Source organism: Parvibaculum sp., assembly GCF_030651915.1.
Classification (GTDB): domain Bacteria; phylum Pseudomonadota; class Alphaproteobacteria; order Parvibaculales; family Parvibaculaceae; genus Parvibaculum.
This window is the reverse complement of the sequence record NZ_JAUSBV010000005.1, coordinates 295,809-319,251: the sequence shown is the minus strand read 5'-3', so window position 1 is coordinate 319,251 and position 23,443 is coordinate 295,809. Positions and strand designations below refer to the sequence as shown.

General features: G+C 61.1%; 18 protein-coding genes and 1 pseudogene. 13 read left to right on the top strand and 6 right to left on the bottom strand.

All coding sequences use genetic code 11. The annotated features are described in order from the left end of the window. Positions 1–24 precede the first annotated feature (24 nt). The 3 genes from Q7V31_RS05850 to Q7V31_RS05840 all read left to right on the top strand — a co-directional run bounded on the left by Q7V31_RS05850 (position 25) and on the right by Q7V31_RS05840 (position 3,262). On the top strand, positions 25–1,761 hold the full coding sequence (locus Q7V31_RS05850) for a polysaccharide biosynthesis/export family protein (protein WP_304733029.1): 1,737 nt from the start codon (positions 25–27) through the stop codon (positions 1,759–1,761). A gap of 137 nt (positions 1,762–1,898) precedes the next feature. Next, positions 1,899–2,846 carry a hypothetical protein gene (locus tag Q7V31_RS05845; protein WP_304733027.1) on the top strand — a complete coding sequence of 316 codons (948 nt, stop codon included), beginning with the start codon at positions 1,899–1,901 and terminating at the stop codon, positions 2,844–2,846. Continuing rightward, entirely contained in the window at positions 2,843–3,262 is a 420-nt protein-coding gene (locus Q7V31_RS05840; RefSeq protein WP_304733026.1) for a DVU3141 family protein, read from the top strand. Before Q7V31_RS05845 ends, Q7V31_RS05840 begins: the two co-directional genes overlap by 4 nt. Before the next feature lie 3 nt (positions 3,263–3,265). On the opposite strand, the gene Q7V31_RS05835 is transcribed toward Q7V31_RS05840, so the two are convergent. Both Q7V31_RS05835 and Q7V31_RS05830 read right to left on the bottom strand, forming a co-directional pair. Continuing rightward, positions 3,266–4,624 carry an aminotransferase class I/II-fold pyridoxal phosphate-dependent enzyme gene (locus Q7V31_RS05835; RefSeq protein ID WP_304733025.1) on the bottom strand — a complete coding sequence of 453 codons (1,359 nt, stop codon included), beginning with the start codon at positions 4,622–4,624 and terminating at the stop codon, positions 3,266–3,268. Then, positions 4,621–12,057 (bottom strand): type I polyketide synthase, encoded by a 7,437-nt coding sequence (locus Q7V31_RS05830; protein ID WP_304733023.1) that lies wholly within the window; start codon positions 12,055–12,057, stop codon positions 4,621–4,623. Before Q7V31_RS05830 ends, Q7V31_RS05835 begins: the two co-directional genes overlap by 4 nt. 455 nt (positions 12,058–12,512) lie before the next feature. On the opposite strand from Q7V31_RS05830, the gene dusA reads away from it, so the two are divergent. After that, positions 12,513–13,517 (top strand): tRNA dihydrouridine(20/20a) synthase DusA, encoded by a 1,005-nt coding sequence (gene dusA / locus Q7V31_RS05825; protein WP_304733021.1) that lies wholly within the window; start codon positions 12,513–12,515, stop codon positions 13,515–13,517. Positions 13,518–13,564: 47 nt separating this feature from the next. Beyond that, on the top strand, positions 13,565–14,398 hold the full coding sequence (locus Q7V31_RS05820; protein ID WP_304733019.1) for a sulfite exporter TauE/SafE family protein: 834 nt from the start codon (positions 13,565–13,567) through the stop codon (positions 14,396–14,398). Here the strand turns inward: Q7V31_RS05820 and Q7V31_RS05815 are convergent. The 4 genes from Q7V31_RS05815 to Q7V31_RS05800 form a co-directional block, all read right to left on the bottom strand. Continuing rightward, the gene (locus tag Q7V31_RS05815; RefSeq protein ID WP_304733017.1) at positions 14,395–15,492 is read right to left on the bottom strand and encodes a phospholipase; all 1,098 of its coding nucleotides are present in this window, start codon (positions 15,490–15,492) and stop codon (positions 14,395–14,397) included. The genes Q7V31_RS05820 and Q7V31_RS05815 overlap by 4 nt on opposite strands. A gap of 126 nt (positions 15,493–15,618) precedes the next feature. Next, a complete protein-coding gene (locus Q7V31_RS05810; RefSeq protein ID WP_304733015.1) occupies positions 15,619–16,254 on the bottom strand; it encodes a hypothetical protein in 636 nt (211 codons plus the stop codon). Between the two features lie 128 nt (positions 16,255–16,382). Further along, positions 16,383–17,882, bottom strand: coding sequence for a phosphomannomutase/phosphoglucomutase (locus Q7V31_RS05805; protein ID WP_304733014.1), 1,500 nt, complete (start codon positions 17,880–17,882; stop codon positions 16,383–16,385). Positions 17,883–17,947: 65 nt separating this feature from the next. Further along, complete coding sequence (locus Q7V31_RS05800; protein WP_304733012.1) at positions 17,948–18,643, bottom strand: TIGR02281 family clan AA aspartic protease; 696 nt, start codon at positions 18,641–18,643, stop codon at positions 17,948–17,950. Between the two features lie 160 nt (positions 18,644–18,803). Here Q7V31_RS05800 and Q7V31_RS05795 point away from each other — a divergent pair, with 160 nt between their 5' ends. From Q7V31_RS05795 to Q7V31_RS05770, 8 genes and pseudogenes are all read left to right on the top strand, one after another. Then, positions 18,804–19,037: a hypothetical protein gene (locus Q7V31_RS05795; RefSeq protein WP_304733010.1), complete on the top strand. Its 234-nt coding sequence runs from the start codon at positions 18,804–18,806 to the stop codon at positions 19,035–19,037. Beyond that, entirely contained in the window at positions 19,015–19,155 is a 141-nt protein-coding gene (locus Q7V31_RS17345) for a DDE-type integrase/transposase/recombinase (RefSeq protein ID WP_370690632.1), read from the top strand. Before Q7V31_RS05795 ends, Q7V31_RS17345 begins: the two co-directional genes overlap by 23 nt. 245 nt (positions 19,156–19,400) lie before the next feature. After that, positions 19,401–19,676, top strand: coding sequence for a molybdenum cofactor biosynthesis protein MoaE (locus tag Q7V31_RS05790; protein WP_304733008.1), 276 nt, complete (start codon positions 19,401–19,403; stop codon positions 19,674–19,676). Further along, positions 19,673–20,218, top strand: coding sequence for a molybdenum cofactor biosynthesis protein B (gene moaB / locus Q7V31_RS05785; protein WP_304733006.1), 546 nt, complete (start codon positions 19,673–19,675; stop codon positions 20,216–20,218). The genes Q7V31_RS05790 and moaB overlap by 4 nt, the downstream gene beginning before the upstream one ends. Then, positions 20,215–20,568 carry a cyclic pyranopterin monophosphate synthase MoaC gene (locus Q7V31_RS05780; protein WP_304733004.1) on the top strand — a complete coding sequence of 118 codons (354 nt, stop codon included), beginning with the start codon at positions 20,215–20,217 and terminating at the stop codon, positions 20,566–20,568. Before moaB ends, Q7V31_RS05780 begins: the two co-directional genes overlap by 4 nt. Further along, positions 20,565–21,749 (top strand): molybdopterin molybdotransferase MoeA, encoded by a 1,185-nt coding sequence (locus Q7V31_RS05775; protein WP_304733002.1) that lies wholly within the window; start codon positions 20,565–20,567, stop codon positions 21,747–21,749. The genes Q7V31_RS05780 and Q7V31_RS05775 overlap by 4 nt, the downstream gene beginning before the upstream one ends. A gap of 127 nt (positions 21,750–21,876) precedes the next feature. After that, positions 21,877–21,981 (top strand): annotated as a pseudogene (locus tag Q7V31_RS17340) (limonene-1,2-epoxide hydrolase family protein); the annotation flags it as partial. Positions 21,982–22,129: 148 nt separating this feature from the next. Then, positions 22,130–23,371, top strand: coding sequence for an NnrS family protein (locus Q7V31_RS05770; RefSeq protein WP_304733949.1), 1,242 nt, complete (start codon positions 22,130–22,132; stop codon positions 23,369–23,371). Positions 23,372–23,443 lie beyond the last annotated feature (72 nt).

Sequence of the window (23,443 nt, the reverse complement as noted above, 5' to 3'; positions counted from 1 at the left end):
ATCTGGGGGACTTTCTTTACAGCTATGCTGCTGACCACGCTTGGCGCCGGGGCGCTTCATGCCCAGGGGACGATGGGCGGGCCGGGAGGGAACGCGCCCTTGCGCGCGCCGTCGACCTCGTTCGAGCCGGAACCGCTGGGCGAAATCTTTGGTGATCCGGGCGGCAGCGAGCAGCCGCAAGCAATGCAGACAAGCCCTGTTGTCGGCGATCTGCTTTTGCGTGAACAGAGTGGCAAGCGTACCGACATTCCCAATGCTGTTCCGCCGGTTGCAACTGGCGCACTGTTGCCTTTCGGTTCGCAGATTTTTGCCAATTCCAGTCTGGTTGACCGCAGCGTCGGTGTTAATCCGGACTACCGGATCGCCCAAGGCGACCGCATTGCGGTCAGAATGTGGGGCGCTAGAACATTCGATGGGGTTCTTGTGGTCGACATCCAGGGAAACATCTTCCTCCCCGAAATCGGACCGGTAACGGTTGAGGGGGTCACAAATGCACAACTTGCGCAGCGGGTTCGGAGCAGCGTTGCGAGTGTCTTTACCGACAACGTGAAGGTTTACACGAATCTGCTCGGTACGCAGCCGCTCGGCGTTTTCGTCACAGGCTCTGTCCCGTATCCCGGCCGTTATCCGGGTTCAAAGGATGACAGCGTCCTTTATTATCTGGCGCGTGCTGGCGGCATTGATCTCGACGGCGGCAGTTTCCGGGACATCCGGGTGGTCCGGCGTGGTGCAACGGTTGCGACAATCGACCTTTACCGGTTTCTGAAGGACGGCGACATGCCGTCGGTGCGTTTCTCCGACAACGATTCGATTGTAGTGGGCGCGCAGATGCCAACCATCACAATCTCGGGCGATGTGAGAAGCGAGTATCGCTATGAATACGATCCCGCCCGTTCAACCGGCGCTGAATTGATCACGCTGGCGCAGCCCCGGCCGTCAGCCAGTCATGCGCTCATCCGTGGCGTGCGCGAAGGCAAGCAGTTCAACACCTACGTCCCGCTGAGCCAGATGGCGTCCTACAAACCGACAGATGGCGATTCGATCGCGATCGAGGCGGATCGGGAGGCCGAAACGATCGTGGTCAAGGTTGACGGCAACGATATGGGGCCGTCTGCATTTGCGGTTCCGCGAGCGACAAGATTGGGTGCCGTGGCGCAGTTGATCGAAATCGACCCATCTCTTGCCGACATCAATTCCATCTATCTTCGCCGTCAATCGGTGGCATTGCGGCAACAGCAGGCAATTGATCGCGCTCTTTACGAGCTGCAGCGGTCCGTGTTGACGGACAGTTCCATTAGCGCAACTGAATCGGCAATGCGCGTGCAGGAAGCGGCGCTGGTCGAGCGTTTTGTGTCCCAAGTCCGGGCGGTCCGGCCGGAAGGACGTGTTGTGCTTGCCGGAAGCAACTGGCGTGAAATGATTCTTGAGGATGGCGATGAAATAGTGATCCCCAAGAAGAGCGATGTCGTCGTGATTTCCGGCGAGGTGAAGTTGCCGCAAACCGTGCTCTGGCAGGAACGAAAATCAATACGTGCCTATATCGGCGATGCCGGCGGCGTGAGCAACCGGGGTGACGCAGGGCGCATCTTGGTCATGCGGAACGATGGATCGGTGCATGACGGCGATAAGCCGATCCGCAGTGGCGATCACATCATGGTCCTTCCGGCTGCAAACCAGAAGACGTTCGCCGTGTTCAGGGACATCGTCGAGGTTATCTTTCGTGTGGCGCTGGCCGCTGCCGTTGTTATCAACGCCAACTGATCGCGACGGTGAAACCGGCTTTGGGCCAACGTTCGCTTCTTTCCGCAGCATCGTTTCGCTGTTGCGGCGAGTATGCGCGGACACCGGGTCACATAGTCGTTCTTACACCGGTACCGTCGCCAACATGCGACATCTATTTGCGTGAGCGGCTTCGGCGCTCGACTTTGCCGGTGCATTTCTGGGGTTTGGGGGAGCGGCCGCCGGTCCCGCTGGACGATGCTTTCGTGATTATCGTGCGGTATGTGGATGCAGCATCGTTGGGAGCCCTCGAGAAGGCGAAGAGCAGTCTTGCTGGCGTCGCCTATCTACTCGACGATGATCTGGCTGCGGCAATCGGGGATCGATATCTCCCTTTGCATTATCGGCTCTATATGATGCATTTCTGGGCTCGCTATGCGCGACGCATAGGAGTCCTTGCGAGCGAATTGTGGGTTTCGTCTGATGTGTTGGCGCGCCGCTATGCCGCGGCGGGCAACGTACACCGCATCGACCCGGCGCCGGAACGGTTTGCGCTACCAAACGCGCGTCTGCCAAATGAGAAGGCCGGTGTGAGCGTGTTCTATCACGGCCAGAAGACACATCGCGCTGACCGGCAGTGGCTCAGGGACGTGATGGCTCCTGTGCTCGACGAATGTTCATCCTGCAGCTTCGAGATTGTCGGTGACAGCCAGGCAGGGCGATATTACGCCGGATTGCGGAGGGTGACGGTGCTGCCGCCCATGCAGTGGCCGGAATACCGGCGGCGAAGCCAGACGACGCGCCTCGACATAGGTCTTGCACCGCTTGTGTCGACACCCTTCAACACTGCGCGATCCTGGATAAAATATCTCGACATTGCCCGCTTCGGCGCTGTCGGAATTTTTGCGGCAGGGGAGCCTTACGAAAGCGTTGTTCAGGACGGTTACAATGGACTTCTGCGGCCGCCAGACAGCAAGTTGGCATGGTCGGAAGCCTTGATCGACCTTCTGCGAGATTCGACGTTGCGGCGTCGGCTTACCGCGGCAATCGGCTGGCCGACCGAGATAAAAACGCCGCCGATGCTCCGGCGTTTGGCGCCCGACGATGCGAAGGAAGGCACGGCATGACAAGAAAATTTTCTATGGTAAGATCAAACAGCAGCACCGCTGATAGCAGTGCTGTGGCGGGTGTTGGAAAAGGTAAGGCTATGCGGGGATTTTTGGCTGCTTTGATTCTCTCGGTCGGGTTGGCAGCCTGTGAAACCATGCCGACGTCCAGCGAACTTGCCTCCGCGGATGCGGCTGCCGGCAGTAACCCGACCGGCGATTCGATTGCGCTTTATGCGGTCAACGCAGCGCCGGGCTCGACCGGACCTGTCGTCACCCCTTCTGGCAACAACATGCTGGTACATGTGGGTGCCGACTATGTCTCCGCGACGGGAGATCGCTGTCGTCGGGTTATTCTGGCTGATGACAATGGCCGGTCACAGGTAAGCGCCGTCTGCCTTACCGAACGGTCATGGAAAACAGTTGTCGGTCTCTGAAGACTATAGCGGCGAGGATTCGAGGCGCTTCTTCTGCTTGGCCACTTCCGCCACTGTGTAGCGAATTTGATCTGCGGAATGAGCGCTGGAGAGGAAAAACCGCAAGCGCGCGATTCGTTCTTCGACGGCCGGATAAATGATCGGCGGTGCGTTGATACCTTGCTCAAAAAGCGCGCGTGACAAACGTACAGCTAACAGCGAACTGCCGGTGATAACGGGCAGAACCGTGGAGCCGATTGCGTAGCCTGTGTTGAGGCCCGCTTCACGGGCGCGATCGAGCATTAATTTGCCGTTTGCCTGAAGCTTCCGCACACGCTCCGGTTCTTCGTCCATGATCCGCAACGCCTCAAGCGAGGCCGCCGCCATCGGAGGCGGCATGCCGACTGAATAGAGAAACCCTGACGCAGTGTGCTTGAGCAGCATGATCAGCGCTTCCGAGCCGGTCACATAGCCACCGCAGCCCGCAAGCGTTTTGGAGAGCGTTCCCATCCAGATGTCGACATCGTTTGCCCTCAGGCCGAAATGCTCGCCGATGCCGCGCCCCCGCGTGCCGAGAGCGCCGAATGAATGCGCCTCATCGACCATCGTCAATGCCTTGTGTTTGCGTGCGACGTCGATGATCTCGGGCATCGGCGGTATGTCGCCGTCCATCGAGTAAACGCCCTCAACGCAAATCAATACCTTTTCGAACTTGCGACGCGAGCGCGTCAGCAAATCGTCCAAACCGCGCCAGTCATTGTGATCGAACGGCTGCCGTTGCGCACCGGACAGAAGCGCCCCCTGCAGGACCGAATTGTGAATCAACCGGTCATGAAGAATAAGATCGCGCTTCCCAAGCAGCGTGCCGATCGTCGTTACGTTTGTCGCATGACCCGACACGAATGTCAGAGCGGCGGCGGTGCCGTGAAGTTCGGCGATCTTTGCCTCGAGCTCCCGGTGTGGTCGTCGTTCTCCGGAAACAAGGCGGCTCGCGGAGGCCGAAGTGCCATACTCGATCATGGCCCGATGGGCTGCCTCGTTGACACGTGGATGCCCGTTCAGATCGAGATAATTATATGTTCCAAAATTTATGAATTCTCGACCGCCGATAACTGTCGTATCGCGCGCCAGAACATCGTGCTCTTGAAAGTACGGACTTTCCAGATTGACTTTCTTTGCCAGGCTCTGCTGCAACACCAGCGTTTGGTAGTCGGCGAACTTCTCGATTTTGTAGTGCGACTCCGGGATACTGGAGGAATCGCGAACGGCGACGCCATTCATCTCCCCCGAGAGCTCGTTACGCTTTTTGAGGATACGCCTTAGCGCCTCCTCCTTGGATTCCTTGGAGAGTTTGCGCGGCTCATTGGGATCTGATGTTGTCACGTGCCGAATTGATCTTCGCTTGTTGAGACTTCGCGAGTGTCGTCTGTTCTGCGGACATTATCAACATCGTCGTCATTGATATGGCGAGAGATTATCGATTGCACATCGCCGGCGAATTGATCTCCCGATTTGTTGCCGCGAAACTGGTCGACGATCTGGAGCGAGAGCGACAGGACATTGCCACCTTCGGATAGGGCCATGACCGGAATTTCGATCCCGAAGCGATCCTCGATCCCGAGTTTCAGCTCCAGCGCCATCAGAGAGTCCATGCCCAGGTCGAACACCGACTTTCCGAGATCTATTTTGTCCGGCGTCAAGCGCAGAACCTGGCCGATCTCCTCCGCGAGAATTTCTGACACCAGGCCGACGGCCTCTTCCAGGGGGGCGTCCGCCAATTTCGACAGAATGTCATCGGCGCTGGCGCCATCGGCATTTCGCTCAGCCCTGGGTGCCAACTCGCTGAATACGCGCGCCTGCAAAACGGGCAGCCCGGCGCGCAGACGTTGCCAGTTTATACCGGCCGCATAGAAATTGGATTCGTCGCGCGCCACAACTCCTTCGAGAAGCGCCATTGCATCGCTGGTGCTGAGTGGAGCGGCGCCGAGTTTCGATGCGAGCTGGTCGCGCATGTCGGCGTTGCGGGCGAGATAACCGGCATCCCCGATGGCGCCCCAGCCGATGGCTTGCGCCGGCAGCCCGGCGGCCCGACGATGCTGTGCCAAGGCCTCAAGGAAGGCATTCGCAGCAACGTAATTGGCCTGCCCGGGATTGCCGAATGCGGTGGTGATCGACGAATAGAGCACGAAGAAGTCGATATCCCGTCCGAGGCTGACCTCGTGCAGCACAAGGGCGCCACGGATTTTCGGCTCAATGACGCGCTGGTACTGGCGTTGATCGAGTGTTTCCATCGTAGCATCGTCGAACACCGCAGCCGCGTGGACGATACCGCGTATCGGGAACCCGGCGGCTTCGGCTTCGTCGAAAAGAGCACCGATCGCCTTGACGTCGGTCACATCGCAGGCGCGAGCGATGACGTGGCAGCCAAGCTTTTCAAACTCGGCGATGGCCGCACGCGCTTCATCGCTGGTTGCGCCGGAGCGCCCGATAAGAACCAGCCCGCCGGCACCTTTTCCGGCAAGCCAACGTGCTGTGGCAAGTCCAAAGCCTGAAAGCCCGCCGGTCACAAGGCAAGCCGCGTCGCGCCGCACCGGAAAGGCGGCAGTCTCGCGCTTCGGCACTTCAACGCCGGTGACGGGCGGCCGCAGGACGATCTTGCCGGTATGCCCGGATTTCTGCATCAGCCGGAAGGCGTCTGACACCCGGTCTGAATCGAAGACGCGGTAAGGCAGGGGCGTATAGATGTCAGCGTCGAAGAGGCGGATCAGCTCGTCGAATATTTCGCGCGCGAGCTCCGGTCGCTCAACCATGAGTTGGTCGGCGTCGACGCCGAAATAGCTGAGATTGTTCCGAAAGAATTTGAGCCCGATCCGATTGTTCTCATAAAAATCGCGTTTGCCGAGTTCGATGAAACGGCCGAACGGACGGAGCAGACCTAGATTTTTGTGAATCGCTTCTCCGGCAAGCGAATTGAGGACGACATCCACGCCTTCGCCGCCAGTCACTTTCATGATCTCGTCGGCAAACAGTAGCGAGCGCGAGTCGAATATACGGCTTTCCGGAATATCGAGCATCCTCATCAGTCGTCTTTTTTCCGGTGTTCCGACCGTCACAAAAATTTCCGCGCCAATGTGGCGCGCGATCTGAATGGCAGCGAGACCAACACCGCCGGCCGCACCGTGAATCACGATCCGCTCGCCTTTTCTCAAGCGCGCCAGATATTTGAGTGCGTACTGAACCGTAAAAAATGCTGCCGGGATTGTAGCTGCTTCCTCGAAACTCAAGCGCGATGGCTTCATCGCCACCGCCGCTGCAGGCGTCACAATGTGGCTGTCGAAGCAATGCGGCGCGAAACACAGAACCGCGTCGCCCGGCCGGAAGCCCGTAACATCCTCGCCGACTTCGGTCACGATACCCGCAGCCTCCATGCCGAGGCTCGGCCCGGCAAATCCCGCTTCGAGCGCCTCTTCCGGCAGCACGCCCAAAGCATACATAACGTCGCGGAAGTTGAGGCCGGCGGCGCGCGGTGCGACAACAATCTCATGCGGCTTTGGCTTCGGCATGGCGGCCGGCCGCCAGGAAAGAGACCCGAGACGGCCCGTTGTGAATGTCAACTTCCTTGCATTCAAACCCGCTTCTGCGGACTGTTCGTTCGCGACAACACGCAGACGTGGCGCAAATGACCCATCCGGGCTGAGAACGAGTTCGGACTCAGGATCGGCATCGAGAAGAGATGCACAGAGCGCGGAAATAAGCTCCGTCTGCGCCGGATCGTCGCCCTGCAGATCGATCATGCGCAAGCGTGTCTTTGGCACTTCGTTGGCGATAACGCGCCCGATGCCCCAGAGCGGCGCCTGTGTGAGGTTCATCTTGTCGGTTGCCCGGAAGCTCGATGCATTGCGCGTAACGATATGCAGCCGCGGCATCGTTTTGAACTCGGCGTGCGACATCGCCCGAGCCGCAAGCAAGGCGCTCCATCCGGGCCGAGCGTCGGCCGACATATCACCGAAAAGGACGACGCCCCCAAGATCGATGCCGGTTCCGGCCATGGCTTGATAGGTTTCGAGCCACTGCATTTCCACATCCGGATCGAGCGGCAGCGCGTCGTCGTCCTGCCCGGGGTTATGGCCAGCATGCGCCTGGATCGCGACGGCGCCGGCCCGCTCCAGCTCGTCGCACAGTGCACGCGCGCTGTTCGCCTCGGCCTTGGATGGATCATAGACAACCAGCCACCCCGATCCCGCGACGTCAATGTTGGCTCGGGCCGGGGCGGTTCTGAAGTCACCGGGCCGTGGTGCATCGGCGATAAAGACTGTCGCGCTGCCTGCATTGGCGGTTTGAATATTACAGAACCCATCGGCCGCGAAAAAGCGGACAAGGCCCTCGACGTCCATACGGCCTTCCTGCATGTCGACGCCGACATCTGGGCCTGCTGCCGTGACAACGGCATTGATCCACGCCGAGGGCTTGGGTTCGGACAGAAGCAGCAATCCACCCGCCGCGACCAACTCGCTGACATTCCCTCGAAGCGCCGGCGTCATACCGCCGGAGGCTGACGGCAGTGGACAGACGACAACGTCAAATTCGCCGAGCTTCTTGATGTCGCTTTCGGACAAAAGCCCTGCTGGATCGGCGTGGAGAAACCGAACGTTCGGGGCGTCGATGTCCATTTCAAGAGTGGAAAGCTTTGTTTCGTCGCCCGAAATGACCGTGAAATCGACAGCGCCTGTAGCGGAGATCGATGCGGCGTCACGCACCAGTCCGATGGCCGTTCCGACTTCCAGAATACGAAGACGCCGGTTGACGGGCCAAAGCGACGCAATCTTGACCAGCGCTTCTGCCAGCAAGGCACGCGCTGGTGCGAAACTTGGCGAGCCTTCAAACAAATGATCGCGGCTGGTCGCGCTCGGCTTCTGTTCGCCATTGCAGCACATCAGGGCGTTGAGTTCGGCCAGATAGGCCGGATGGCGCGCCAAGGCTTCCTGCCACATTCGCAGACCGTTTTCACCCGGTAGCGCTTCGATGCGGTGCAATTGGCGATAGGCGGTGCCATTCACCGGCGACGGTAGCGTCACCGGATTGGGATGTCCGTTTGCACCGTTGCTGAGAGCGTGCTGTTCGGCGTCGTTGTGCGGCAGCAGGTCGCGCGCAATAGCGTCAAGATCGGGCCCGTGGTCGGAGAGGGCGGCGTTCCGTTCGACAAAGCCCAGCGCGGCGGCGAGCGTCGCTGCGTCAGGTGTTTCGCATTCGGCGGAAACATAATCGAGCGGAAGCGTTTCGAACCGGAAGCGCCGCGTGCCGGCACTGGCGTTCTGGAGCTCGGCTCGCAGAAAACGCAGCCCGGTCACCTCGGCGACACAGTTATTCTCGGCGTCGAATAACGCGAAATCGGCAACGAGTGACTTTTCGCTGCGCGATCGGAGCTTCGTATGGCAGCGAACGGCGAGAGCATGTGGCCGAAACACCTTGATGCCGTTGAACTGATAGGGCAGGTAGGCATTGGTCTCCTTGACGCCGGCCTCGAAGAGGATCGAAAACAGTGTCTGCAGACAGCCATCGAGGAGGCTCGGATGGAGGACGAACGTATCGAGCATCCCGACAACGGCGTCCGGCGACCGCAATTCGGCAACCGCGCTGTCTCCTGCCACAAGCACCGACTCGACCGTCTGGAAGGCAGGCCCGTAATTGAGGCCCAGCGCAGCGGCAATCCGGTAATGTTCGTTGTGCGAAATCCGGCTGGACGATGCCAAATCGCGAGGCAGGGTCGGTGTGTCGTCATCGCCGGCCAGGTGTTCGGTCAATCGGCCGACCGCATTCAGCGCCCATGGGTCTTCGCTTGTGCGCTTCCGCGTCTCGATACGGAATGCCTTGTCGTCGGCGTCATAAATGAACCGGAAGCTGAGTATTTGTCCACGCGTGAGCACGATCGGACGACGAATCTCCAGCATCTCGACGCAGTGGCGCTCGCCGCCGAACAGCGCGACCGAAGCTTCAAGAACGCACTCAACATACCCTGCCGCCGGAAACACGATCGAACCGCCGACATTGTGATCGGCGAGGAACGGGAACAACTCTGCGTCGATCTGTGTTTCCCAGAACGCGTGGCCGCGTTGCGGCCGGTTGCCCAGAAACGGCCCGTCATTGGATGTATACATGCGCCCGTCGGCGTCGGGCGTTATCGGCACCCAGTGGCTTTCGTGTTGCCACGGGTATCCCGGAAGTTCGACGCAACGGCCCGGCGCGGGAAATGACCGGCCAAACGCGAGCTCGGCGCCGGCGCAGAACGCCGCATCGACGACTTGATGAAGCATCGGCGCACCGTGCGCGCTGCGCGTCATGCTGGCGATGGGAGCACCGGCCTTGCCTTTTTCACGCAGAATCTGGCGCAGATAAGGTTGAAGAACGCTATGCGGCCCGATTTCGACCAGCACTTCGACGCCGTTCGCAATCATGGCGCCGATTGCGTCGAGAAAGCGCACCGGCATGCGCATATTGCTCCACCAATACTCGGTGTCGAGCGCCGCGCCCGGCGTTTCGGCGCCGAGCACTGTCGAATAGTAGGGAACGCTCGTTGCAGCCGGCGCAACCGAGCCGATCTGTTTCAGGAAATGGCTTTGCACGGGATCGAGCATGCGGCTGTGAAAGGCATAGTCGAGATCGAGGAGACGGAAGAAAATCTTCTCCGCCGTCAGCTTGTCTCCGAGTTCGATCAGCGCTTGCTCGTCGCCTGCAAGTGTGACGGAGGTTGACGTGTTGATTGCGGCAAGTTCGATCTTGCCACCGAATTCCTTCTCGATCTTCAGCGCCCGTTCCGGCGAAATCCCGGCCGCTGCCATGCGGCCCTGACCGCGCGTGTGGCCTTGCGCCTCGGATCGGGCAACGACCAGCCGAACGGCCTGGTCGAGATCCAGCGCGCCGGAAACATATGCGGCGGCAACCTCGCCGACGCTGTGCCCGGCAACGGCGTCGGGCATCAGCCCTGCTTCCTGCAGACAGCGCCAAAGGCCGATCTGGATCGCAAGCAATGCAGGCTGTGCCACTTCAGTTCGTCCAAGGCGTTGCTCGGCGTCCTCGGCATGCAAGGTTTCGACAAGGGACCATCCGGCGATTTTGACGATCAACGCGTCGATGGCATCGACCTCGCGGCGGAAAGTCTCGCTCTCGGCATAGAGCCGCTGGCCCATGCCCGGCCATTGCGCACCATTGCCGTTGAAGACGAAGCCGACCTTTGCATCTGAAACGGCCGCTTCGTTTGAAATGACAGCGCCGTCGGCCTCGTCGGCAAACGCGGCAAGGTGCTCGACGATTTCGCCGACTGTATCGCCGCGAATGATGGCGCGGCTCGGATGGCGCGTGCGCCGGAAAGCCGCGGTGAACGCGGCGTCGTAGTAGTCGTCCTTGTCGCGCGGCCGCAGGAATTCCGCCCAGTTACGTGCCATCGCCCGCAGCGCCACCGGCGATTTGGCGGACAGCACAAGTGGTGGCGGCGTCGGCGAAACATCGCGTGCCGCCGGGAACTGAGCGACATGCTCGCGCAACAACACCGTCGCATTCGCACCGCCAAATCCGAACGAATTGACGCCGGCGCGGATCGGGCGCCCGGTCGCATCGATCGGCGTCAGCTTCTGCACCGGCGCGATGCGAAGTCCCTCGAAATCGATATCGGGGTTCAGCGTCTGCGAATGCAGCGACTGAGGTATGGCACAATGCCGGATCGCCATGATCGTCTTGATGAGACCGGCCATGCCCGATGCCGGCTCCAGGTGACCGATATTTGTTTTCGCCGATCCGATCGGAAGGGGCCCGTCGCCGGATCGGCGCTTCTGGCCGATCGCTTCGCCGATCGCCCGGCTTTCCGCGGGATCGCCGACGATCGTGCCGGTGCCGTGCGCTTCGAAGAAGTCGATCTCGGCCGGATCGATTTCGAATTTGGCCATCGTTTGTTCGATGAGCAGGCGCTGCGTCTCGTGCGAGGGAAGGGCGATGCCGTTTGTATGCCCGTCCGTGTTGACACCGGATCCTTCGATGATCGCCTGTATCGGATCGCCGTCGCGAAGCGCATCGGCCAAGGGTTTGATGACGACGACGCCGCCTCCTTCGCCGCGGACATATCCGCCCGGGTTCTCGCCGAAGGCCCGGCACAACCCGTATGTCGAAAGCATCGTCGCTTTTGAAAAGCCGATAAAGGGCAGGGGGCTGAGAAGCAGGCTGATGCCGCCGACCAGCGCCATGTCGCAGCGTCCGGCACGAAGTGCATTGAGCGCTTCGTCGAGCGCGACGAGCGACGACGAACAGGCCGTGTCGATCGCCATGCTCGGGCCGCGCAGGTCGAACTGGTAGGAGAGCCTGTTGGCGGCAATCGAAAGCGTCGAGCCGAGCATTGTATAGGCGTTGATGCCGTCTGCGTTGCTCTGCTGGCTCGATCCGTATTCGGTGGATGAGATGCCGACATAAACGGCGCAGTTTTGTCCGACGTGATGGCCGGGAATCTGTCCGCCGGATTCGAGCGCTTCCCACCCCATCTCCAGCAGCATCCGTTGCTGCGGGTCCATCATGTTGGCTTCGCGTGCCGATATCCCGAAGAAAGCGGCGTCAAAGCCCCGGATGTCGCCCAATGTCCCGGCGGCGAAAGTGTAGCTTCGCCCTGGCGCCTTCCGGTTCGGGTGCTTGAAAAGCGAATGGTTCCAGCGGTCGGTGGGAACTTCGGTGACGACGTTGCGCCCCCCGGCAAGCAGATCCCAATACGCCTCGGGCGTATTGCAGCCGCCGGGGAACCGACAAGCCATGCCGATAATGGCCATGTCGGTCTTTTTCATGTCACCAACTCTCATCTACATGCGCCCCCACAAAGCGCCCCGCCCCCAAAAACCCCGATCCAGTAGTCGGGCCTGCCATCCCAGCATGACGGCCCTTCAGAACGGAATTAAGTTGAACAGCCCAAACTATAGTGGAATCGCCTATTTGAAGGCTACCTAACTCTATTGCCCGTAGGCCTATTAACCGCTTGACCTAGGTCTCGGTAACGGTTCGCGGCATCGCGTACCGGCACACCGTATTATGTTTCGCGACAAGGACTTGGCGCATGGCGGGGGGCATCCGCCTGTCACCCGGCGACGCGCTGGCTGTCAGCTGGTTCGCGCATCAATGCAATCCGGTTGTGCCGGCCACAGAAGGAAGAGGTCTCGACCCGCCTGTAACGGCAGGATATGGAAAGCAGGCGTATTTTCGGCTCGAAACGACCGGCCATTCCAGGATCCGTGATTAGATCAAAATGTTGAAATACAAGGGAAAAAAGGTCTCCATCGCACCGATGATGGACTGGACGGACCGGCACGACCGGTACTTCCTGCGCCTTATCACGCGCCATGCGCTGCTCTATACCGAAATGGTGACGACTGGTGCGGTGCTGCACGGGGATCGCGAGCGCCTGCTGGGCTTCGATCCGGCGGAACATCCGGTGGCGCTTCAGCTCGGCGGTTCCGATCCCGCAGACCTCGCCGAGAGCGCCCGCATCGGCGCGGCTGTCGGCTATGACGAGATCAATCTCAATGTCGGCTGCCCGTCGGACCGTGTGCAGTCCGGCCGCTTCGGCGCCTGCCTGATGCGCGAGCCGGAGCTTGTGGCGCGCTGTGTCGAGGCGATGCGGGCCTGCGTGGCTGTGCCGGTCACCGTCAAATGCCGCATCGGCGTTGACGAGCAGGAACCGCGCGAGGCCCTGCCGGCCATGGCGCGCGCCGTGCGCGAGGCCGGCTGCAAGTCGCTGATCGTTCATGCGCGCAAGGCTTGGCTCGAAGGCCTGTCGCCAAAGGAAAACCGCGACGTACCGCCGCTCGACTACGGCCTGGTCTATGCGCTGAAGCGTGCCATGCCGGACATGGAAATTATCATCAATGGCGGCATCGAGCATGTTTCCGGCATGGTTGAGCATGTTGCTCATGTCGATGGTGTCATGCTCGGCCGCGCAGCCTATCAAAACCCGTGGATTCTGGTCGAGCTGGACCGGATTTTCTACGGCGACGACCATCCCTTGCCTACCCGGCATGAGGTAATCGAAAACTTTATCCCCTATGTCGAACGCGAGCTTGCGCGCGGCACCCATCTGCATGCGATGACCCGCCACATCCTGGGCCTCTTTCAGGGCTGTCCCGGCGCACGCGCCTTCCGTCGCCACCTCTCCGAAAACGCCCCGCGGCCGGGTGCCGGTGTCGCGGTCATTCGCGAAGCGGCGGCGCTGGTGCGCGGGCCCGTCACTGAAACCCTCTCCGCCGCCGAATAGCGGTTCTCTGCGCCCGATCCCGGGCCGATCTGAAAGTACACGCACGAATGAACATTGCCGCCATGTCGCTGATGGAACTCGCGCCCTTCGCCGCGGGCCTCGTCTTCACCGGCCTGATCGCCGGTATCCTAGCGGGGCTTCTCGGTGTCGGTGGCGGCATCGTCATCGTGCCGGTGCTCTATCATGTGTTCACGCTGCTGGGGATCGACGAGGGCGTGCGGATGCACCTCGCGGTCGGCACTTCGCTCGGCACCATCATCCTCACCTCGATACGCTCCGTTCGCGCGCACGCAAAAAAAGGTGTCGTCGACTGGCAGATGCTGCGCGATTGGGCGTTGCCGGTGCTTGTCGGCGTTGTGCTCGGCACGGCGATCGCGGCCTGGGTCAGCGGCGATGCGCTGACCGGTGTCTTCGCCACCATTGCGCTCGTCGTCGCCGCCAATCTCGCCTTTGGCAAGGAAAGCTGGCGCCTCGGATCGCAACTCCCCTCGAAGGCGGTGCAATATCCGGTGGCATCGGCCATCGGCGGCCTCTCGGCGCTGATGGGCATCGGTGGCGGCACCTTCGGCGTCACCTTCATGACGCTCTACGGCAAGAACCCGCGCGAGGCGGTGGCGACGTCGGCCGGCCTCGGCGTGTTGATCGCGGTGCCGGCGATGATTGGTTTCGTCTGGGCCGGCTGGAATGACCCGCGCCTGCCGCCTTTCAGCATCGGCTATGTCAACCTGATCGGCCTGGCGCTCATCATGCCGCTCTCGATCCTCGCCGCGCCCTGGGGGGCAACCATCGCCCATGCGATCAGCCACAAGGCGCTGATCCGCGCCTTCGCGCTTTTCCTCGCGCTGACGTCGTTGCAGATGTTTTACCGACTCTTCGGCTAGCCGAGAAACCAGTCGATCACCCGCGCGTTCTCTTCCGCCGGATAGGTGTGCGACAGGTCGGCGATCTCGCGATAGGTAACGTGCGCGCCCGCCGCCGAAAGTTCGGCATGGGCGAGCCGTGCCATGTCGGCGGCAAACATCCAGTCGCGCGCGCCATGCACGATATAGACGGGCAGGTCCGCGATGCGCGCCGGATCGGCCATGCCCATCAGCATCGGATGCCAGGCCGACGACACCGGCGCCAGATGCGTGAACGGCCCGCCAGCCAGCCCCGCAAGATAGGTGAAGGTGCCGCCGTCGCTCATGCCGGTCAGCAGAATGCGGCCCGTGTCGATATTCCAGCGTTCGCCCACATGCGCCATCATTCGCGCCAGCGATGCCCGGTCCTGCTCCGGCTCCATCAGCGACCATGTGGCATCGAGCGATGTTGGCGACTGAAGGATCGCACCTGAAGAGCGCGCATCGCTGAGCCAGCTCCACAGGAAACCGCGCCCGTGCCCGCTGCCGCCGTGGCAGGCGACGATCAGCGGGTGAGGGCGGGCAGCATCGTAGTTCTCCGGCACATAAAGCGAGAAGCCGCCGCGCTGTCCCTTGTCGTTGCCGAAATGATGAACGCCGGTTCCCTCGCGCGTCGCACCCTCGGCAAGCGCGGCGACAAGCGCATCGTCGTCGCGCTTCGCCTGGTTGAGAAAGAAGCGGCTCACAGGCGGCAGCATGGCACTGACGGGGTAAAGGCTCTCCATCGCGCGCGGCAGATAGCGTAAGGCGCGATAGGCGCCGAAGACCGGCCCGCCCGCTTCCGCCGGCGCTTCGCCCGCGGCGCGCAATGTCGCGAAAGCCGAACGCGCCGCTTCCGCCGCGCCTTGCACGTGATCGCGGAACGGCACGAGATGTTCCGGCCACACGGCCGCATCGAAAGCCGCCCGCGTTTCCGCGAGCCGCGCCTCGACCGGCCCCATCTGTTCGACAAGCTCGCCGATCAGCGGCGGATGCAGGTGCCGCGCAATAAAGCCCAGCGCTTCAAGCGCTTGCAACAGCGCCGGCAGCAGTGCGTCGACGGCGTCGATCAGATCATCGCTTGATGTCTCGCCCATGGCTCCACGTCTCCGGCAGCTCTCGTTTGAGCGAGAGTGACCGGCAGAGATGCGAAGGGCAAGTGCGGAGCCTGTTCAGAATTTTTGGCCGCCCTAGCCAGCTTCGAACATCGAGGCGGCGAGACATTATTGAAGCGCTGCGATGATTTCCGGCCCACCCAGCAGGTCTTTGATCTTCTGCTGAAACGCCTGGGTTATTGAATTATTGGCATCGCTTTTGGCCATGGCGGCGCTTGACGAGATCGCATCCTTCCCCTGCAGGTGATTTTGTCCGAGCATCTTTCCGTTCCTGTCGTATATCCGCGCGGTGACATCATAGATCACCCAGGAATTCGCAAAGGAGTCGCTCTTCCATTCCTTGAAGGAGATATAGAGAATTCGTTCCGACCCCTTCTCGGAAAGAGTCGTGACCGCCATTTCAGGTGACAATGACGAGGCGAGTGTTGTGCCGGTGACGACGGTACCCGCACTCCTGAACGTATTCGTAAAGGTCTGCAGCAAGTCTTCGGCCAGCGGGCGGCCGGAGGTCGTGGTCACGTCGAACGGATTGCCATACCCGCCTCTTTGGACGCCGACAAAATTCGCTTCCTTCTTGCCGGAAATGACATAGGGGCGGAGGTCCTGCACACCGAGTGACAGCGTCGTTCCCTGCGCGATCGTCGGAATGCTCGAATATTGTTGGCTGTAGTCGATTTTCTGCCCGACCGCGCAGCCCGTCGCAAAGCCCGCCACGAAGACGAGCGCGAATAATTTTCTCAGCATGAATCGTTCCCCCCTTTTGGCACCCTGGCATCAGGCCAAGGCGACCCCCGCCAGGTATTGGAGAGAAATGATCCTTGCACGTCAATTGAAGATGCGCCGCGGGCGCTTCCGGCTATCGGCAAACGTCGCTATATCTTCTGGTCGTAAGCGCCCACTTCCGGCTGTGCCGAAAGGTGCTTGTCGATCTCGGCAAACATCGCCCGCATATTGGCTTCCGACGCCGGGCTTTCGACCACGACGACGAGGCCGGGCTTGTTCGATGAGGCGCGCACCAGCCCCCACGTCCCGTCTTCCACCGTCACGCGCACGCCGTTGACCGTCACCGCATCGCGGATTTTCTGGCCGATAAGCTTCTCGCCTTTCTCGGCCATGCCGGAAAAGAGCTTCACCATCCGCTCAACGACTTCATATTTCTTTTCGTCGGGGCAATAAGGCGACATCGTCGGCGAGCCCCAGGTCTTCGGCAGCGCTTCGCGCAAATCCGACATCTTCATTCCCGGATTGCGGTCCAGCATGTCGCAAATGGCGATGGCGGAAACCAGTCCATCGTCATAGCCGCGCCCGATCGGCGGGTTGAAAAAATAATGGCCAGACTTTTCGAAGCCCACCAGCGCATTGAGTTCATGCGCGCGGCGCTTGATATAGGAATGTCCGGTCTTCCAGTAATCCGTTTTCGCGCCATTGGCGATCAGGACCGGATCGGTGAGAAAGAGCCCGGTCGATTTCACATCGACCACGAATTGCGCGTTGGGATGACGCGCGGACAAGTCCCGCGCCAGCATCACGCCCACCTTGTCGGCGAATATCTCCTCGCCCGTATCGTCGACGACGCCGCAGCGGTCGCCGTCGCCGTCAAATCCGAGACCGATATCGGCACCCGTTTCCAGAACCTTGTCGCGCAGCGCATGGAGCATTTCCATGTCTTCGGGATTGGGGTTGTAGCGCGGGAAGGTATAGTCGAGATCGCAATCGAGCGGGATAACGTCAACGCCGATGCCGGCAAGCACCTGCGGCGCAAAGGCGCCGGCCGTGCCGTTGCCGCAGGCCGCGACGACCTTCAGCTTGCGTTTGATTTTCGGCCGTTCGGTCAGGTCGGCGATGTAGCGCGCCGCCATGTCGGACACACGAATATAGCGCCCGCCATCGCGGGGGAGGCCAAGCCCTCCGAGCACGATTTCCTTCAGCCGCGTCATCTCGTCGGGGCCGAACGTCAGCGGGCGATGCGCGCCCATCTTGACGCCGGTCCAGCCATTCTCGTTGTGGCTCGCCGTCACCATCGCGACGCAGGGCACGTCGAGTGCGAATTGCGAGAAATAGGCAACCGGCGACAGCGCCAGGCCAATATCATGCACCTCGCAGCCGGCATTCATGAGCCCGATGATCAACGCCTGCTTGATCGACACCGAATAGGAGCGGTAGTCGTGACCGACCGCGATCGCCGGGCGCACGCCGAATTCATGGATCAGCGTACCGAGCCCCAGGCCCAGTGCCTGGATGCCGACAAGATTGATTTCCTTTTCGAACAGCCAGCGCGCGTCATATTCGCGAAAGCCGTTGGGCGAGACCAGCGGCAGGTTCTCGAATTCAAGCGTATTGGGCTTCAGGTCGGCGCGCGGCTTCAGGGGCATGATATCTCCGGCAGGCAGGGTGCTGGCGGCGGTTATAGCGGGCTTTCGCCGCGCATGCAGCCCTGCTATTCGCGCAGGACCAGCCGCTCGCCGCGGATCTCGAAGGAAGAAAGCCGGCCGAGAAAGCTCATGCCGAGCAGCGATTGCCCGAGCCCCTCGCGTGAGACCGAGGCGGTCACGTTATTGAGCCGGATCGCACCAATGCTGACCTCATCGAGCGTCAGGCGCGCGGCATAGATGGTGCCATTGGCGGTTTGATAGGGCGTCGTGTAGCGCAGGCTGTCGAGATCGAGGCCGAGGCGCTGCGCATCGGTGGCGCTGAGCGCAATGTCGCTGGCGCCGGTATCGACCATGAACCTGACATGCGTGCCGTTGACCAGGCCGTCGGCATGGAAGTGGCCCGAGAGGTTGCGCGACAGATAGGCGGTCCCCGGCTCGCTCGAAACCGGTGCCGAAGGTACCAGCGCCGTGCGCGTGCGGTCGCCCATGTCGGAAAAGACGTCGCTGTAGCTGTAACCGACGACAAGGGCGAGCGCGATGGCAATCCAGATCAGCGCCTGCTTGAGCGCCAGTCCCGCCCGCTCGCGCCAGCCCAGCACCACGCTGCCGCCCACCAGCGCCAGCAGCAATAGGCTGTGCACCAGCCGCATTTGCGCGTCCTCGCCCTGCAACGCGCCCGGGAAGCGGTTGTTGAGGAAGAGCAGCAGCGCCACAAAAGCCAAAAGCAGCAGTGCCGCCCATGTCCAGTTGTTCTGTCTCATGTGTAGTGTGTTCACGCTGGTTCACTGAGGTTCACGGAAAGCCCTTTGAATACCATCGTTATCCGCCTCTTCTATAAGACTACGGTATATGATCGGCAGAACAAAATGCACACCTTTCGAAGGCGAAACCGGCGGCACTACCGCTAGCAGAAGGACCGGAATGATCACCGAATCCCAGATCAAGGCGGCCATGCGCTCAGGGTCCGTGACGGGAAAAACGGTCGAACTGAAGGATGGCGGCGAGCGGAGTGCCGGGCGCCTGGCGCTTCACGTGCGGGCCCTCAAGGGCAAGGTCGTTGCCGAATGGTACGCGGTCCAATCGGACCGCGGCCAGGATTCTTGGCCTCACCGGACGGCACCAGCCAGGCGGAATGCGGGAGAACAACCGGGCTGAAAACTCCCACTTGGCCATCCGGCGACGAGAGCGAAAGCAGCAGAAGTTCAAGTCGCAGGGCTCAGCCAAACGGTTCCTGGCCAGCCATGGCCCCGTCTACAACACGTTCAACATCTAGCCGCACCTGATCTCCCGACCAAGCCCCCGATCCCGCGAGCCCAGGCGGTGACGGGCGTGGGATGCCGCGACCGTCGCCGCCTGATCCAGAGCAAGGGGCGGGGCCGTTGCGGCCGGCCCGACTTAGCGTGTCAGTACCCGGTGGAGTATCTGATTGGTGTGTGAGGGAGTGGTACCCGCCGCTGTGGCTATCGGTGGGACGGTTGCAGTTTTGACGGGTGCCATTTGTCGGCGCCAGCGCGCTTTATGGTGCCGGTTCGCGAATTGACAGAAGGGTTCAATCGGTTCGATCTGCACACTCTGACAGTTGTCCAGCGAGCCGGGGCCATGACACCGGGCGAGGTCATTGTCCTCGTTGCGGTCGCCAGCGATCGTCGCCGCGAGGCATTTCTTGCGGCAGATTATCTCATGGCCCGGCTGAAGACCGAGGCTGTCTTCTGGAAGCAGGAACAGGGGACTTTCGGTGAGCGCTGGATTGAATCAACAGACAGAGACACTCAGGATCGGGAGATGATGGAATGAAGAAAGTGCCGGGGATTGATAAGGGGCTTGCCTTTTATCCACTTAACCTTGCTGTGCTGACGGTATCGGACACGCGCACGGAGGCAACAGACACATCGGGAGCCCTGCTCGCAGACCGCACACGGGGCGCCGGTCATGTCGTTGTTGAAAGAAGGATTGTCAGAGACGATGTGGACGAGATCCGATCAGCGGTCGGCCAATGGATCGCCGATCCCGGGGTCGATGTCGTGCTGACGACCGGAGGGACGGGGTTTTCGCCGCGTGACGTGACCCCCGAGGCGATCAAGCCCCTCTTCAGCCGGGAAATGGACGGATTTTCCGTCGTGTTCCACCAGGTGAGCCTGGGCACGGTCGGCGTCTCGACCCTGCAGTCCCGCGCGTTTGCCGGGCAGGCAGGAGACACCTTTATCTTCTGTGTGCCGGGGTCAACCGGAGCCTGCCGCGACGCCTGGGACCATGTTTTCGCCTTCGAACTCGACAGCCGCTATCGTCCTTGTTCGCTGGTCGGTCAGATCGAGCGGTACAGAGGGGTCTGCCCATGACAAAACTGACCCATCTTGATGAAGACGGGTGCGTAAACATGGTGGATGTTGGCAGCAAGGACGTAACACTGCGCTGCGCTGTTGCCACAGGAAAAGTCCGATCCCAGTCCGCGACCTTGCAATTCCCCAAGGAACGGCGCGCGCCAAAGGGCGCGGTCATTACGACGGCAGGGATCGCCGGTATCATGGCGGCCAAGCGGACGCATGAACTCATCCCGCTCTGCCACCCTCTTTCTCTAACCCGGCTGGCCTTGCCGATCATGCTCGATGAGGACTTGCCAGGGTTCCGGCTGGACGTCACGAGCGGAGGAAAGTCGGGTGACTGGACGGCCGGCGAGCCAGCGCGATGATCAGCTTTGATGAGGCGCTGCACCGCGTACTGGAAATCGCCGCCCCGATCGCTTTGGAAACGATCGCATTCGCCGATGCGGCAGACCGGGTGCTTGCCGAACCTGTCGTCGCACGCCTGTCCATGCCGAGACAGGATGTGTCGGCTATGGACGGTTACGCGGTACGAGACTGTGACCTCGGGGACCTTCCTGTTCGTTTGCCCCTTGAAGGCGAGTCGGCCGCTGGCACGCCGCCAGGGCAAGTGCTTCCCCCGCGTTCTGCATTCCGCATCTTCACCGGTGCGCCCGTACCGGTTGGCGCTGACCGGGTTATTGTGCAGGAAAGCGTCGAGCGGGAAGGCGATTGCGTGGCCATCGTCCGGCCTTACGGTCCGGGCCGTAACATTCGGATAGCAGGGTCTGATTTCTGCGAGGGAGATCTACTCGTTCCAGCTGGACGCCCGCTTGACTGGCGCGCCCTGACGACAGCCGCTGCGGCCGACCAGCCTGTCCTGCGGGTGTTTGTCCGGCCGAACGTTGCAATCATCGCAACGGGGGACGAACTTGCCACTCCGGGAAACGCAGCCGGCATACCTGGTACGATTCCCGAAAGCGTTTCTTACGGAATTGCAGCCTTTGTCAGGAGAGAAGGCGGCGCCGTTCTATGGTCGAGGCGCAGCGCAGATGATACCCGCTTGCTTTCGGAACTGGCAGCTGCGGCCCTGGAGGAGGCAGACCTCGTCATTGTGATCGGCGGCGCGTCGGTTGGGGACCGGGACCTTTCACGAACGATGTTCGGTGAGGCGCCGGACTACATCTTTCCGAGGGTTGCCATCAAACCCGGAAAGCCGGTCTGGCTTGCCAGAATTCGTGGCCGGCTTGTGATGGGACTTCCAGGTAACCCGACCTCCGCGCTCGTGACGGCGCGGCTCCTTCTCGCGCCTCTGCTTGCCGGGCTGTGTGGGCGAGATGCCGCCAGAAGTGTAACCTTCGAAGACTGGCGCCTTGCCGCCGACGTCCCGGCGGCAGGTGATCGAGAGACATACGTCCGGGCACGGATTACGCCTGAAGGTGCCTTGCCTCTCGGAAGCCAGGACTCTTCCAGCCAGGCAAGCCTGCTTGACGCAGACCTGCTGGTGCGACTCCGGTCAGGAGGGAGTGCCTTTCAGGCTGGAGACTACGTTCCCGCAATAAGGTTTTGACCGGTTTATCGTGCGGCTGCTTTAGCCGCAGACTTTGTTTGAAAGGAGATCGGCAACATGAATGACAATCCGTCTAAAGTGAGGGACTTCATTGCGGCTTGACCGCTCGTAACTTGGCGAGCGGTCTGTTGATCTTCCCTGTTGCGGTGTGTTCGAAATGCAAGACGGAAAGATCAAGGTCTGGCGCGACTATTTCGACATGGCCACTTATACGCGAGGCGTCGCAGTCTGATCTCGATCCGGATCAAGCCGGTCTCCTGATTTTTTGTCAAGGCAGCAGGAGCCCGCCTCGTCAGGCATAGCGAACGATGCTTCTTGTTATCCGGGATGTGGACAGAAAGCCCTGATCCGGAAGGAAGGCAGCGACACTTGCCTTGAATGTGGCCACTCCAAATGCGGCTAAAATCAAAGAAGGAAACCTGCACGTGGCAACATCAGCTGAGCAGATCCGCGCATACAGGGGGCCGGCCCTGTTCAGCTTCGGCTTCCGCCCATTCTTTCTTCTGGGTGCGATATGGGCGGCGGTTTCCGTGCCGCTCTGGATCCTGACCTATGCGCTCGGCCCGGATACGCTTCCGGTGAGAGCGGGTCTCACCTTCCATGTCCATGAACTGGTGTTCGGTTACGGATCGGCGATTGTGGCAGGGTTCCTCCTGACCGCCATTCCAAACTGGACCGGTCGCCTTCCCGTCTGTGGCGCGCCGCTGATTCTGCTGGTCGTTATATGGCTGGCCGGACGGATCATGATGCTGTTGCAGCCGGGCCCTGCCTGGCTGCCAGCGATTGTTGAGCCTGCGTTTCTGGTCCTCTTCGCTCTTGTCGTGTGGCGAGAAGTGATTGCCGGAAAGAATACGCGGAATCTCAAGGTCGCAGCAGCTGTGACGGTGATGGCGCTTGCGAATATCGCCTTTCATTGGGCTTCCCTGAATGCAGGCGGTTTGCCGCAGACAGCGATCCGGACTGGTCTCGCCGTGCTGGTCTTTTTGATCCTCCTGATCGGAGGACGCATTACGCCAAGCTTTACACGCAACTGGCTCGCCCGGCAGGGCGGGCCGCTTCCCGAACCTGAAGGACGCTTTGATTCCGTCGCGCTGGCAGTCTCATTGCTTTCGCTCGCGGCATGGTCGGCTTTGGGGCCGTCGTCCATGAGTGGCGGTGCTTTACTGGTTGCTGGGATCTTAAACGGGGTACGTCTGTCCCGTTGGCGCGGCGAGCGCACATTGGCCGAACCGCTCGTGCTCATCCTGCATGTGGGGTATGCGTGGGCCGCGCTGGCCCTCGTCCTGATGGGGCTCAATGGCCTGTTGCCGTCCCATGTGCCGTCGGTGGCCGGCCTCCACGCAGCCGGTGCGGGCGCTGTCGGTGTGATGACCCTTGCGGTGATGACAAGGTCCAGCCTTGGGCATACTGGCCGGGCCCTGACAGCAGGCTCCGGGACCTGCCTCATTTATGTTCTGATCAACCTCGCGGCGGGAACGCGCGTTGCGGCAGCCTTTATGGAATATCCTGCCCAGATGCAGGCCAACTACGCCGCAGCTGTTCTATGGTCCACCGCCTTTGTGGGATTTGCGCTGCTCTATGGTCCAAGGCTTCTTGCGCCCCGTCCTGCGAGGTCGGCTTGATGCGCCAGAGCGTGCGCCTTGACGCACATCAATTGTCAGCGTCCGGTAGGTCAAAGACAGAAAAGGGTCGGC